We start from the raw sequence: 12,992 nt of genomic DNA, 5'->3' as shown, positions 1-12,992 counted from the left end.
AATATTAATCCAGGAATAATTCACCATAGAGGCATTCAAACTATTAAAATATTATATCACTTCATAAGAATAGCAAACTTTCCAACAAACGAACAACAGTTCTATAATAACCCGTTTTATCTTGCGCTATTTCAAGTAAGTTATGGAGTTCATCTGCATTGAAATACTTATTTCTGGTAATTACTCCTTCCCTATCATGAATAGCTTTGATGTCTTTCAAAGGGTTTTCATTCAAAAGAACCAAATCTGCTTGATAGCCTTCTGAAATTTGTCCTAGTTTTTTTTTACCCAATAATTTTGCAGCATTTGCAGTTGCCGTTTCCAAAGCTTCATAATTACTAAATCCATTTTCCACATAAGTCTCCAGTTCCTCTAGCAGTGAAAGTCCATTAACGGTGTAAACGGGACCAGTATCGGTTCCTGCAACAATGGTCACTTTGTTTGCATGCAATCCTTTTAAGATTACCTTGTTTAATTCATTTTCCTCTGTAAATGCTTTTTGCAATCCTTTTGAGGCATTTTTTAACCGTTTCACTCTATTGTTTACAAACATTTTTTTAACCAATGGGTTCACCAATCTGTCATGTGTTTCAATAAAGTGATTTCCCTCCTCTATTACCCTTACATTATTTTGAACTACCGTCATCGTTGGTACTACCGCAATTTTATTTTTCAATACTTCATTACAAAATTTGGCAATATTTGCTGAATCAGGTTTGTTGTTAAAAAGGACTTCCGAAATTGGCTCGATATGTTCAATTGAAGTCAGTTTTCCCCCTAAAAAGGCATCTACTGCCTCAAAATCGTTAGGCATATGACCTGCTACATCAATATCGATTTTTTCCGCCGCTAGATGGATTTCTTTGAGATGACCTTCCTGTAATCCGCTATACACCTTGACCAAATCGTACCCCTTTTCTTTGTACGATTTTATTCTGGAATGAATATCAATTTCATCTACATTTATATGAAAAGGGCCTATGTCATTTCCGTAGTTGAACGCCGGAGTACTTATTACCATCCTCGGCCCAACTATAGCACCCGTGTTGATTTTTTCTCTCCAGCGGAGATGCATTGGAAAACCGGACATTACCCTCACGCTGGTTACTCCATAGCTTATGGATTGTGGTAAATCTTTTACATCGAAGAAGTGGGTATGTGCATCAATTAGCCCCGGAATCAAATATTTACCTTCTCCCCTTATTTCTATATCAGCTTCTACTGTTTGCCCATAATCAGGTTCAATATTTTTTATTGTTCCATTCAAGATATATACTAACTGTTTTGCTTGTAATTGCTTTTCATTGGCTTTCATTGAAACGACATTTACATTTCTTAGAACAAGTGAGGTATAGTCCTTGCCAATATTTGGTGCAATTTTACCATCGTAAAGTGACACCAAAGCACTTATTAAAATCAGAGAAAGAATTACTAGAGACCAGTATCTCTTCTTTATTCCTTTTATTTTCAATGTTGTGTAATTTTAAAATTTCAACAATGATAAATAATGGCTATTCCAATTCACAAAAGAATGGGTTCGAATAAAATCAAAAAACGTTCGAATTAACATCTTAGGAGTGTAAGCCCGACATTTTATAATAATTTAGAAAATTTACCTTGCACTAAATGATATAGAATTTGTTCAAGAATGTAACATTGAAACAAAAACATAGTCTTACTTCAAGACAATCTATTCAATAATTTGAATGATAAGACTCAAGAATATCTCGGAAAAAAATGAGCATGGAAAGTTCATTTGTTCCAGTTCTACGCATTCCAGCTTTTCCAAGAAAACGGATGACCTATCTGTTAAAATAGTCCTTTCTGGAATTGAAGACTATAAAGTAAATGGGAATAGGTACAAACTGGGAATCGACAAATACCTCATTGTTGATAGAGCCTCAAACCTTGACCTAACAATTGACGATAAAAATGGAGTTGATGGTATTTGTATTTTTCCTAAACATCATTTAGTACATGATATATTTAGATTCGGGAATGCATCCTGTGAAGATTTATTGACCAACCCATTTATTGAAAAAGATTTTAATATTTTAGAAAACACTTTTTCTTTTAAGGAAAATAGATTGGGCAATTTTTTAAGCAGAAACATCCCATATATAATAAAAGATCATAACCGAAAAAAGGACATTGATTTTGATTCGTTTTATACAGTACTAATAGAATGCTTAGCCATCGACCAATTGGAGTTACAACGAAAATTGAAAAATTTAACGTCTATTAAAAAATCCACTAAAGTTGAATTATACAGAAGAATTGCCAATGCAAAGGATTTTATTGATGATAATTACACCAAAAGGATAAACATAGACGAATTAGCAAAAAATGTTTTTTTATCCAAATACCACTTCCTTAGATCCTTCAAGGCCTACTACGATAAATCTCCATACCAATACATTTTAAAATTGAGACTGGAGAAGGCCCAGGAATTGCTAAATAAGGACTATTCTTTCAGGGAAACATGCGACTTAGTAGGTTTCTCTGATGAAAAAAACCTGCGAAAAGCGCTAAAAAAACAAGCTATACCCTATTTGGATTAGCAACTTTTACCCCAAAAAAAATATCCATATAGTTTTTTTTTGTTCGCAAACTACATCAGCGTGCAAAACATTATTGTTCCCAGGTTGACAACCCTTTTAATGGGGCTCTTGTTCTTTGCTAGCAATCCAGCTTTGTGTCAAAACTTAAAACGAAGAGCTTTTTTGGGTGCTGCGTTCAAACCATTAACAGAGACTCAAAAGAAAAAAATAGCCAAAGAAGGCCTGTATGTTTCTGCAGTTAGGCCCGATGGCACTTTTAATGAAATTGGAATTACTGCGGGAGCAATAGTTCAAGAACTAAACGGCATAAAGATCAACTCCCGTGAAGATATAAACAGAGTTTTAAGCAAACCGTTAAGAGCAGGTGATGGCGTAGAAGTCTCGGTATTGGAAAATAAACAAGCCAAATTTTATAAAGGCAAAGCTTTAATGAGACCTAAGGAGACACACCCTGATGTCCATATAGATTATGATGAGGTAAGTTATAAAGATAATATGCTACGTTCCATACTATATAGGCCAAAAGGCATAGAAAATCCGCCCGTTGTGTTTTATCTTCAAGGGTATACCTGCCAGTCTATAGAGTATCAGCCATTTATGCCAATGAAAAAATTAATCAACGATTGGATAAAAAATGGATTTGCAGTTTATTTAGTTGAAAAACCAGGTTTAGGAGATAGCGATTGTAAACTTGGGTGTGCTGAAATTGATTTTCCGCAAGAGCTTAAAGCATTTTCAGTTGCCTATAGTAATCTCTGGAAGAACAGTAAAATAGATTCTGACAATGTCTTTCTGTTCGGACATTCTATGGGTGGAATAATTGCACCGATTTTGGCGCAGCAAATAAGTCCGAAAGGAGTATTGGTTTTCGGCACCGTGGGCAAAAAATGGTACGATTACATGAAAGATGTTGTTACAGAGCAACAAATACTGTTTGGGTCAACAAGAGAACAAGTGACGGAAAACTCCAAACAGAGTTTTCCTTTTCTCACCGATTTGATGATGAATAAAAAGTCCAATACAGAGATGATCAATAATCCTTTGTACAGCGATTATTTGAATAATCAACGCATCGTAGAAGGATTAAAAAAGGGATATTATCTCGCTCGACATTATACATTTTGGCAAACCTTAGGGGATGTTGATATACCAAAAGAATGGTCCAACGTTTCAACAAATGTATTTGTAATGCATGGCGAGTACGATGTCCAGGCAATCAATTCCAAATACGCCAAATTAATAGCATCAAATGTAAATGCGAACAAAGGAAATGCTACGTTCAAGATCATCCCTAAGACAGATCATGTTTTTTTAGAGTTCTCCAGTATGGCTGAAAATATTAAGGCGCTTACTAATGGTACATATAATCAGGCTCTAAAAACAAAATACAGTCCGAGAGTAGCTGAACATAGTATAAAGTGGATGAAAAAACTCATCAATTAATGAAGATGAGTTTTAAAAAAAGTATTTGTATTTGTTTTTTGATTTTGTATGGGAAGGCTCAATCCCAAGGGAGTTAAGTTTTGATGTATTGATTATTTTTTGATTGATTAAGCCTCATTAAAAACTGCTCCCTTAAAATTGGGCACAGGTTCCAATTTGGAAACTATCAAATCTTTTCAGGAAAAAAGAAAAGTTTATCAGTATTTGTAACCCGACAGCAATAATGTTAATAAAATTAATTCGAAAAATTAAACCCTCAACAATGAAAAAAGTATTTATCATAATCATCGCATTAATTTCTGTTATAGATTCTCATGCTCAATTGACAATGGATGAGAACACCGCCATCGAAAAATCAATTTTAAACTACATAGAAAATTTTTTTGAAAACAATTTTGATGCGATGAATGCATCGTTGCATCCGAGACTAGCGAAAAGAGGCCTAAATCCTGACGGTACGTTAAGTGAGGATTTTCCGCCAGAGAAATTAAAAGAACTTATGTTAACGAAGCCAAAATTTGACATAGAACATCAACAAAATATTGTCGAAAACATTATCGTCTATGGAGATATGGCTAGTGCTAGTCTAAAAACCGGATACCCGAGACTTAAATGGACCGAAAATATTCATCTTGTAAAACAAGATGGGAACTGGAAAATTATAAACGTGTTTTGGGAATTCAAAAAAAGAGAAGATAAGAAACACTAATGTGTGAGCATATAACTACCAAAAGAAACAAACATGAAGAAATCAATTCCATTCCTCCTTTTAATATCTGTGAGTTTTATAACCATAGCGCAAAACAATAAAGAAGATTATGAGGTTGCGGATAAAAAATATAAAAGCAAGGTAGCCACTTTGGACAGCACCGTTAAAACTTTGTATGAAGTCATTTCAGGACCTAAAGGGCAACAAAGAAATGATGAGCTGCTTCGCTATTTATTTCATCCAGAAGCAAAATTTATTGCCTCTGGAAAACGAAAGAATGGCAATTATGGTGCACGATATGTAACTATGGACGATTATGTTGATAAATCATTAAAATGGATGCTGGAAAACGGATTTTTTGAAAATGAGTTGCACAGAGTGACTGAACGGTTTGGACAAATAGCTCATGTTTTTTCCACCTACGAATGTTTTAATAGTAAAGATGATACGGAACCCTTTATGCGAGGTATTAATAGCATGCAATTGATGTATACCGGTAAAAGATGGGTTGTCATGAACATTTATTTTACCCAAGAATCTGAAGAGAATCCTATACCGGAAAAATACTTACCTAAGAATTAAGAATCATGGAAATCTATAAACCTTTTTTAGCCAATCTACTACTATTAGTTCTTTTTGGATATACACTTTCATCTTGTAAGAACAAAGAAGTTGAGCTTAATAATACCAAAGACCTTTTCAGGGCAATGAAGATTAAAAATGATAATTCATGGTATAAAAACTTCACCTTTAAGCAACACACTTTACGATTTGATGAAAATGGACAGCAAACCGATTCGACGGTTTGGTACGAATCGGTTAGTTACCCCTATCATTTTAGAATTGATAGAGATATTAAAGAAAATATTTATACCATTTACAGAAACGATTCTACATATAATTTTAGACAGGATACTCTTTTTAGCAAAATTGCAAAACCAGCCGCCCATCTAGTCTTTAAAGGAGGACTGTACTTTATTTCATTGGAAGAGTCTTTGGATAAACTGCAAAAGTATGGCTATGATACCAATGCATTTCGCAAAGACAAATTCAAGGAACAAGCCGTCTATGTGATTGGCAATGAAAAGAACCAAATTTGGTTACATGCCAATAACTTTTATTGTATGCGAAGAATTTACACGACTGATGATGATAAAACCGTGGATGTGGTTTATGACAACTTTAAGCCACTTGGGCAAGGGTTTGTGGAGCAAAAAGTTACTTTTTACGTAGAAGGCAAAAAACGATTGGAAGAGTTTTATTTCGACATCAAACTTAAAAATCATTTTGATGCCCAAATCTATGATGCAAATACAAATTATAAATGGTATTTGGATTATTAAGGCAAATCATAGATTAAAAAACACAAACAATTTTAAAATGAAAAAAGTAATTACCTGCTTGCTAACAGTACTACTGTTTAGTAATAGTTACAGTCAAGACAACAATCAAAAGGAGATTATAGATGACTTTATTACAAGCACACTTCAAAAAATCAAAGAAATACCAAGTCTATCAATTTCGGTGCAGAAAGATGGAAAGCCTTTTTTTATGAAATCTTATGGGTATTCTAATGTTGAAGCAAAAACCAAAGCAACTCCAGAAACGTCATATTACATTGCCTCAATGACAAAGTCATTTGTAGGGCTGCTGGCTGCCAAATTAGATGCTGATGGTATTATAGATTTAGACGAGCCAATTGTAGACTATAAACCTATAAAAGACTTTAAAGATAGGTCTCTTTTTGAGGGCGTTACCATCAGAGATTTACTTTCCCACACCAGTGGTATTGAAAACGCTTACTTGACTGCGAAGTTTGCAAGTATTGGAGAATATGATTACGAGCATATGTATAAACTTTTAGAAGTAAAAACTGAAGCTCGAAGCAACAAAAAATATCGTTACGATAACTTTGGATATAATGTATTTGATTTAATCCTTAAAGATGAGTTTGGTTTGTCATGGAAGGATTTATTAAAGAAAGAAATATTTAAGCCACTTAAAATGAAACATACAAGTGCAAATATTTCAGAAGCTAGAAAGAAACACTGGAATTTAGCGATTCCCTATGCATCAATTAATGATGAAGAACTGCCAAGAGAAGTTTCAACGCAAAAAAATGATGATACTTTTCAGGCTGCTGGTGGTATGATTTCTTCTATTCAAGACATGGAAAAGTACTTGCTGTTGTATTTACATGAAGGTGCATTAGATAATAAGATTCTTTTTAAAAAAGAAATCATTCAAACATCTATTAAACCAAATGTTAAAACCAATGGAAGAAAATATCTTTTCAAGTCAGAGGGCTATGGGTTAGGCTGGCATACAGGTTTGTTTGATGATAAAGTTGTGAATTATCATGGTGGTAGTTATGATGGTTTTCGTTCTTATATGTCATTCTTGCCTAAAGAAAAGATGGGAGTTGTTACTTTAACCAATGAGAACCATCTGGGAGATAACGTTTCAGATTTAGTTACGTCTTTTATTTATGATTTAATGTTGGGCAATATCAATTCTGCTTCAGAATATTCCGATAAAGTAAATGAGGTTGTAGAAAGAGCTGCCGAATTACAAGCAGGTTATAGAAAAGGTCAAGAAAGGATGGCCAAGCGCAGTTGGACTTTAATGCACGATTTTGACAATTATATAGGAATTTATAGAAACAAGCATCTTGGGGATTTAATTATAACAACAGATGGCAAAGGAAACATTAAAGCCAAATTGGGCATTAGTGAAGCTATTGCTAGCCCATCATCGAACGATGAATCAATACGAGTTGAATTTAAAAATTTAAGAGGAGAGAACATTCTTTTTATATCCAATTCTAAAGGGACTATGGCTGCTGTAAATCAAGGTGATGTTTTTCTTAAAGAAGGGTTTGAGTAAAAACCCTTCATCATAACACCCAACGGTGAAATAAATATGTCATGAAAAAAATAATAGAATTATGTTCTATTTGCTTGTTATTAACAATAATGGGATGTTCAAGTTCAAATAAAACGTAAAAATCCGAATATCGAGATGAGGTCCTTTTTTTTCTAGTATTGTTCATTCTATCTCAATTAACTTTTGCCCAAGACATTACGGAATGCAGAAAAGTTATCGAACAAACAATTCAATCAATTAATAATAATTCTGCGGATAAGTTAATCCCATTGCTCGCGAACGACTTTACAATAGCTGGTCAACAGGGCAGTGTGGCAAAGTTGGTATTAAACAAACTTCTTTCCCAAATGGGAGAAACGGTAATATCCCATGAAGAAATAGACCAAATCAGGTCTGAGGATGAACTTAAACTAAAATACAGCATAGCGTATCAAAAAATGGGAGTAAAGGAAGCTATCTTCATTTTTAATGCAAACAACTTATTAAAAGACCTCCATCTTTTTAAAATGGAAGTCAAAAGATTAGAGCAAGAAAGTAAAATAGAGAGAAGTGCTCATAAGGTTATCGAAATCCCATTTGAGATGGCAGGTAAACTTATTGCCGTCGATGTACTATTAAATGGAAAGAAAAGGAAGTTTTTATTGGATAGCGGGGCTCCAAGAGTAATTGTCAATTCAAAATACTTGTCAATAAAGGGCACCTCTCCTAGGTCCATATCTTCTTCAACAGGCGTAAGCGGAAATATAAACGGAATGGATATTGAGGAAGTGGAACAACTCGATTTCGTGGGCATTCAATTAAATAATCAAAAGGTTATTACTTTAAACTTAAGTCATTTAGAAGAGGAATTAGAGTATGAAATTTATGGACTTATAGGGTACGAGTTGATAAAAAATTATGATATACTTTTTGATTATGGCAACCAGATGTTAACACTTGTTGATCCAGAGCATTTTGAAGAGTACTTGAAGGTTGAACTAGCGAACAGCCAATTAAAAATTGTTTCTTTTAAAATGGAAAGACACATTCCAACCATAACGGCAGTGATTGGTAGAAAAGAATTAAAGCTAGGCATAGATTCTGGTGCTGAATCCAATCTTATAAACAAAGGCTTGTTCAATACTTTGGAGGAAGAAGTTGCTAACATTATAATCGAAGAGCTAGTAGGAGCTGGCGATAACCCTAAAACGGTCAAAAAAGGACAGATAAAAACAATAAAAATTGGGGATAAAGATTTTAAGGACTCACCCACGTTATTTGGTGACATCTCGCACCTGAATAAAAGCTATAATGTTAGCTTGGATGGACTTATTGGTTATCCGATACTCTCTAAACAAAAAACATTCATTTCATTTAAAAGGAATGAGTTAATGTTTATAGATTAGAACAACGCCCTTACGTTTATGGATAAAATTTTTGCTTAAATCCAAGTTTAGATAATGCAAATCTGACATTTTACTTGTAGTAACTTCCTGCCGCAATATCAGATTTTACAATTTCAAGCTCACATTACCCCAATGGGTGGAACCAAGAAAAAAATGCGGAGATCATCCAATCACAGAACCAAAGGACACAACGAAACACCTTGAGCTTTGTGTTGGGTCAAATTAGCGAAGATGAAATGAAACTATCCCAACAAGAATTAAGGGAAAATCACCAAAAAAGTTCACAAATCGTCAACATTGAAAACCTTTTTAAATTAGGATGCTAAGGCAGAAATCCTATTCTTGCCGGGGCTACTTTTTACCAACCATGAGCACACTTCATATCCTAAAGCTTCGAATAAGGTAATGGTTTAAGAAAAACACGGGTAATATCGTTCATGGATTTGGCATATTCCTCCACCTTTATGATCCGAAGCCATTCAGGATGCACAATAAACTTGGACCAACCTTCGGCATGCGCTTCCATATCTTTTAGTGCAAGCATATAGGTAAGACAGGGCATCTGCTCCCCTGCAATATTGACTCCAAAAAATAGCATGGGAAGTCCTGCATCCGCAAAAATGGGAAACTCCGCGTCATTAAACATCTTTACCTTTCTTCGCAAGGCGTCCTCGTTGGCACTTTCATAGATTCTTAGCTCAAAAAGGTTTGCCTCATCATTGGGCTTCACCATTTTTGGAAATCCTGTGGACGACCGGATAAGACTTGTGGATATGCGCTTATATGGAATAACATCATCTCCTGCCACTAAATAATCATGCGCATTCTTTAGGTACTGCGTATCTTGGGCCAATGCATCCTGGCTGTCTTGAAATGCTTGAATATTGGCATAGGCAATCAGCAAATATATCTTTTTAGGCAAAGCATCACCGACTTCTTCAAATGCACCAACATTTTCAATGCCTTGCCTGTTCAAAGCAGGAATCAAAGCATCCTTAAAATAGTTATGCAGCACATCCGCTGATCTAAAAAATTCGAGTTCATAAGTTCGGAACTCATACACCTCTTCTTGGGCATAGGTGGTTTGGAGGCAAAGAAATACGATGACGAGGGCAGAGAATATTCGGATTTTCATACTAAAAAAATTGATTGAGTCCAATAAAGTAATGATTAATAGCGAGATGTCGAAATACCATTCTGGTCAAACAATTCATTCTTTGTTGCATATCCTTGCTTTATTGGCTAGGTTTATATACGTCAATCCAAAACCAAAACAAACATGAAAACTTCTCTGACCTTTGGCCTTGCACTGCTTTGCTTGGTTGGCTGCAAAACCAATCCCGAACCTGTTACCCAACCTAAATTTGAACACGATATTACCGAAGGTCCTACTCCCTGGACCAGTGATGAATTTGAATTAGAGGAAGAAGATTTCACCTTTGGGATTATTTCTGATCTTAATGGCGGGGAACGTGAAGGTGTTTATAGCACAGCTGTGGCCCAATTGAACCGTTTGGATCCGACTTTTGTGCTCAGCGTTGGCGATTGAATCGATGGTGGAACCGAAGACACCCAACAACTCACCAAAGAATGGGACTCTTTTGACGCACGCACCGCCAAGTTGAACATGCCTTTCTTTTATTTGGGTGGCAATCACGATCTTACCAACCCTGTTATGCGCAAGTTTTGGAAAAACCGATTGGGGCCTCGTTACTATCATTTTGTGTATGAAAATGTGCTGTTCTTGATGTTGGATTCCGAAGATTATGAGGAAGAACGCATGCTGCAAATCTATAAGGCCCGGGCCGGGGCCATTAAAGTGCTTGACGGAGCAGTGGAAGGTGAATTCGAGGAAACCGAATACTTTCATATGCAGGAGCGCCGAGTGGGTGGAATGAACACAGCTCAACTGGACTACTTTACCGAGGTCTTACAAAAATATCCAGACGTAAGATGGACTTTTGTGTTGATGCATAAACCGCTATGGATGCGTGAAGACAATAAAGGCTTGGGACCATTGGAGACCGTCTTGGCCGATCGCTCCTATACCGTGATCAACGGACATTTTCATTCCTTTTCATATCGCGAACGGCATGGTCAAAACTATACCATTTTGGGCACAACGGGAGGTGGACAAAATCCAACAGACTCCCTTTCTTTTGACCATATTACCCTGGTGCGAATGGCCCAGGAACCTATAATTACCCATTTAAAAATGGAAGGGATTTTGAACGAAATGGGAAAGACACCGGATGAATAAACAGGCAATAACATTGCCCCTTTCAGGTATTTGCCAGAATCTACATCTCAATCTTTTCAAAACTTCCAGGTGTTATTATCTATTAGTGGTATTTTTAGAATAGAAAAGTCAAAAAATGACCATCAAACTCCTAACCCCAGAAGACGTGACCGCTAATATGGAAAACCAAATGATAAACCTGTTCAAGCAGTTAAATCCTGACCTACAACTCAACCCTTTGGCCAAGATCATGGCAAAACGAGACCAGTTGAGCTTAGTATATTGCCTTGAGGGCAGCCAAATTATAGGGATGGCCTCCATGGTTACTTACAGCGTACTTTCAGGCAGTAAAGGTTTGGTAGAAGATGTGGTAGTGGATGTCAACGCCCGAGGTAAGGGCCTCGGCCGTAAACTTATGGAGGAACTGCTCAGCATAGCTGAACAAAAAGGGTTAACCGAGGTATTGCTCTTTACAGGCAACCATAGGCAAAGCGCCATCCGCTTATATACCAAATTGGGGTTTGTAAAATCGGAGAGCGGTATGTACCGTATAAAACTAAATCAAGGAGAAATGTAACACGGGTTTTGAGTAACTTAGTGCCTCATACAATCAAAAACCATAATATGAAACCTATTTTTTATGCGCTAGTGCTAAGCGTAGCATTTAGCTCAATAAATGCCCAGAGCAGCAAGACGATAGAACTTTCGCACTATGTATTTCCAGAATTTTCCGCAGGCTTTGTACTCATGAAATCAGGGGAAAAGAATGCTGCATTGCTCAATTATCATTCTATCCTCGAAGAGGTGGTTTTTGAGGATGGCCAAGGCAAAAAGGCCATAGCGGATGCCCAATTACCTCAAGTAGATACCGTTTATATAAAGGGCAGAAAGTTTTTTAGGTTGAATGAGATGTTTGTTGAGTTGGCGCATCAATCAGACTATGATTTGTATGTACAGTATAAATGTGATATTAAATATCCAGGAAATGTCGGGGCTTTTGGGCAGACTTCCCAAACGTCTTCCAATCAATCGTTTTCACAAGCTTCTATCCAAGGAACTATGTATGAATTGGCGCTGCCCAGCGGTTACAAAACCAAACCATATCAACATTATTGGATTAAGAAAGATGGTGAGCTTAACCAATTTAAAAACCTGAACCAATTACTAAAACTGTATGGCGACAAGAAAAGTTTGGGCAAAGCCTTTATAAAAGAGCACAAAACCAAGATCAGCAATACAAATGATGTTGCCCAATTGGTAGCGTATCTAGAAATGGATTAGGTCTCATGAAGAACCTCCAGTTACACTCCAACCCTGAGGTCACCACTGTTTTTAAAAATTATCCTGACACGGTACAGGAGCAAATGAAAAAGCTACGACAATTGGTCTTGGAAGTGGCACAAGAAACTCCAGAGATCACCAAGCTCGAAGAAACCCTAAAATGGGGCGAACCTAGTTACATAGCACCAAAAGGCAGTACGCTTCGAATGGACTGGAAGGCCAAAAAACCCAGCCAGTATGCGTTCTATTTTCAATGTAGCAGCATGCTGGTTTCCACATTTAAAATGGTCTATGGAAGAACGTTTAACTATGAGGGCAATCGGGCCATCGTGTTTAAGCTGGAGGATAAACTCCCTGTGGAAGAACTCAAAAATTGTATTCGAACCACTTTGCAATACCACAAGGTAAAGCATCTGCCCAGTTTAGGGTTGTAGTGGTTCATAAGCCTTCGTTAAAAGCGCTTGCTTTTCTAATCAGCTTCTTATCTT

The 12,992-nt window shown here is 36.2% G+C and carries 14 protein-coding genes; 12 read left to right on the top strand and 2 right to left on the bottom strand.

Translation table 11 applies throughout. The features are described 5' to 3' along the window. Positions 1 to 61: 61 nt before the first annotated feature. Positions 62 to 1,471 carry an amidohydrolase family protein gene (locus tag ACOKFG_RS01635; protein ID WP_298792266.1) on the bottom strand — a complete coding sequence of 470 codons (1,410 nt, stop codon included), beginning with the start codon at positions 1,469 to 1,471 and terminating at the stop codon, positions 62 to 64. A 235-nt stretch (positions 1,472 to 1,706) separates the two neighbouring features. On the opposite strand from ACOKFG_RS01635, the gene ACOKFG_RS01630 reads away from it, so the two are divergent. The 7 genes from ACOKFG_RS01630 (at position 1,707) to ACOKFG_RS01600 (ending at position 8,984) form a co-directional block, all read left to right on the top strand. Then, positions 1,707 to 2,561, top strand: a complete 855-nt coding sequence (locus ACOKFG_RS01630; RefSeq protein ID WP_298792264.1) for a helix-turn-helix domain-containing protein — start codon at positions 1,707 to 1,709, stop codon at positions 2,559 to 2,561. Positions 2,562 to 2,621: 60 nt separating this feature from the next. Further along, positions 2,622 to 4,004, top strand: a complete 1,383-nt coding sequence (locus tag ACOKFG_RS01625) for an alpha/beta fold hydrolase (protein WP_298792261.1) — start codon at positions 2,622 to 2,624, stop codon at positions 4,002 to 4,004. 262 nt (positions 4,005 to 4,266) lie between these two features. After that, positions 4,267 to 4,713, top strand: coding sequence for a nuclear transport factor 2 family protein (locus ACOKFG_RS01620; protein ID WP_298792260.1), 447 nt, complete (start codon positions 4,267 to 4,269; stop codon positions 4,711 to 4,713). 33 nt (positions 4,714 to 4,746) lie between these two features. After that, entirely contained in the window at positions 4,747 to 5,295 is a 549-nt protein-coding gene (locus ACOKFG_RS01615) for a hypothetical protein (RefSeq protein ID WP_298792259.1), read from the top strand. 5 nt (positions 5,296 to 5,300) lie between these two features. Beyond that, positions 5,301 to 6,056 carry a hypothetical protein gene (locus tag ACOKFG_RS01610; protein WP_298792258.1) on the top strand — a complete coding sequence of 252 codons (756 nt, stop codon included), beginning with the start codon at positions 5,301 to 5,303 and terminating at the stop codon, positions 6,054 to 6,056. 37 nt (positions 6,057 to 6,093) lie between these two features. Beyond that, positions 6,094 to 7,599 (top strand): serine hydrolase domain-containing protein, encoded by a 1,506-nt coding sequence (locus ACOKFG_RS01605; RefSeq protein WP_298792257.1) that lies wholly within the window; start codon positions 6,094 to 6,096, stop codon positions 7,597 to 7,599. A gap of 311 nt (positions 7,600 to 7,910) precedes the next feature. After that, the gene (locus ACOKFG_RS01600) at positions 7,911 to 8,984 is read left to right on the top strand and encodes a hypothetical protein (protein WP_422861745.1); all 1,074 of its coding nucleotides are present in this window, start codon (positions 7,911 to 7,913) and stop codon (positions 8,982 to 8,984) included. Between the two features lie 385 nt (positions 8,985 to 9,369). Here ACOKFG_RS01600 and ACOKFG_RS01595 read toward each other — a convergent pair whose 3' ends face one another. After that, positions 9,370 to 10,119 carry an NIPSNAP family protein gene (locus tag ACOKFG_RS01595; RefSeq protein WP_298792255.1) on the bottom strand — a complete coding sequence of 250 codons (750 nt, stop codon included), beginning with the start codon at positions 10,117 to 10,119 and terminating at the stop codon, positions 9,370 to 9,372. 144 nt (positions 10,120 to 10,263) lie between these two features. Here ACOKFG_RS01595 and ACOKFG_RS01590 point away from each other — a divergent pair, with 144 nt between their 5' ends. The 5 genes from ACOKFG_RS01590 (at position 10,264) to ACOKFG_RS01570 (ending at position 12,938) form a co-directional block, all read left to right on the top strand. Next, positions 10,264 to 10,533 carry a hypothetical protein gene (locus tag ACOKFG_RS01590; protein ID WP_422861744.1) on the top strand — a complete coding sequence of 90 codons (270 nt, stop codon included), beginning with the start codon at positions 10,264 to 10,266 and terminating at the stop codon, positions 10,531 to 10,533. Then, positions 10,534 to 11,244 carry a metallophosphoesterase family protein gene (locus ACOKFG_RS01585; protein ID WP_422862176.1) on the top strand — a complete coding sequence of 237 codons (711 nt, stop codon included), beginning with the start codon at positions 10,534 to 10,536 and terminating at the stop codon, positions 11,242 to 11,244. 115 nt (positions 11,245 to 11,359) lie between these two features. After that, complete coding sequence (locus tag ACOKFG_RS01580; protein WP_422861743.1) at positions 11,360 to 11,800, top strand: GNAT family N-acetyltransferase; 441 nt, start codon at positions 11,360 to 11,362, stop codon at positions 11,798 to 11,800. 47 nt (positions 11,801 to 11,847) lie between these two features. After that, positions 11,848 to 12,504: a hypothetical protein gene (locus tag ACOKFG_RS01575; protein ID WP_422861742.1), complete on the top strand. Its 657-nt coding sequence runs from the start codon at positions 11,848 to 11,850 to the stop codon at positions 12,502 to 12,504. A 5-nt stretch (positions 12,505 to 12,509) separates the two neighbouring features. After that, positions 12,510 to 12,938 carry a DUF1801 domain-containing protein gene (locus ACOKFG_RS01570; protein WP_298792248.1) on the top strand — a complete coding sequence of 143 codons (429 nt, stop codon included), beginning with the start codon at positions 12,510 to 12,512 and terminating at the stop codon, positions 12,936 to 12,938. The last annotated feature ends 54 nt before the right edge of the window (positions 12,939 to 12,992 follow it).

This window comes from Flagellimonas rhodophyticola (genome assembly GCF_049332665.1).
Taxonomy (GTDB): domain Bacteria; phylum Bacteroidota; class Bacteroidia; order Flavobacteriales; family Flavobacteriaceae; genus Flagellimonas.
Note: the sequence above shows the minus strand (reverse complement) of the source record. Positions and strands in the feature narration are given on the sequence as shown.

Bases quoted from the DNA above. Each gene is read 5' to 3' on its own strand.
- ACOKFG_RS01590 (WP_422861744.1), top strand. From the start codon at position 10,264: ATGAAAACTTCTCTGACCTTTGGCCTTGCACTGCTTTGCTTGGTTGGC.
- ACOKFG_RS01595 (WP_298792255.1), bottom strand. From the start codon at position 10,119: ATGAAAATCCGAATATTCTCTGCCCTCGTCATCGTATTTCTTTGCCTC.
- ACOKFG_RS01570 (WP_298792248.1), top strand. From the start codon at position 12,510: ATGAAGAACCTCCAGTTACACTCCAACCCTGAGGTCACCACTGTTTTT.
- ACOKFG_RS01615 (WP_298792259.1), top strand. From the start codon at position 4,747: ATGAAGAAATCAATTCCATTCCTCCTTTTAATATCTGTGAGTTTTATA.
- ACOKFG_RS01630 (WP_298792264.1), top strand. From the start codon at position 1,707: ATGATAAGACTCAAGAATATCTCGGAAAAAAATGAGCATGGAAAGTTC.
- ACOKFG_RS01620 (WP_298792260.1), top strand. From the start codon at position 4,267: ATGAAAAAAGTATTTATCATAATCATCGCATTAATTTCTGTTATAGAT.
- ACOKFG_RS01605 (WP_298792257.1), top strand. From the start codon at position 6,094: ATGAAAAAAGTAATTACCTGCTTGCTAACAGTACTACTGTTTAGTAAT.
- ACOKFG_RS01580 (WP_422861743.1), top strand. From the start codon at position 11,360: ATGACCATCAAACTCCTAACCCCAGAAGACGTGACCGCTAATATGGAA.
- ACOKFG_RS01610 (WP_298792258.1), top strand. From the start codon at position 5,301: ATGGAAATCTATAAACCTTTTTTAGCCAATCTACTACTATTAGTTCTT.
- ACOKFG_RS01575 (WP_422861742.1), top strand. From the start codon at position 11,848: ATGAAACCTATTTTTTATGCGCTAGTGCTAAGCGTAGCATTTAGCTCA.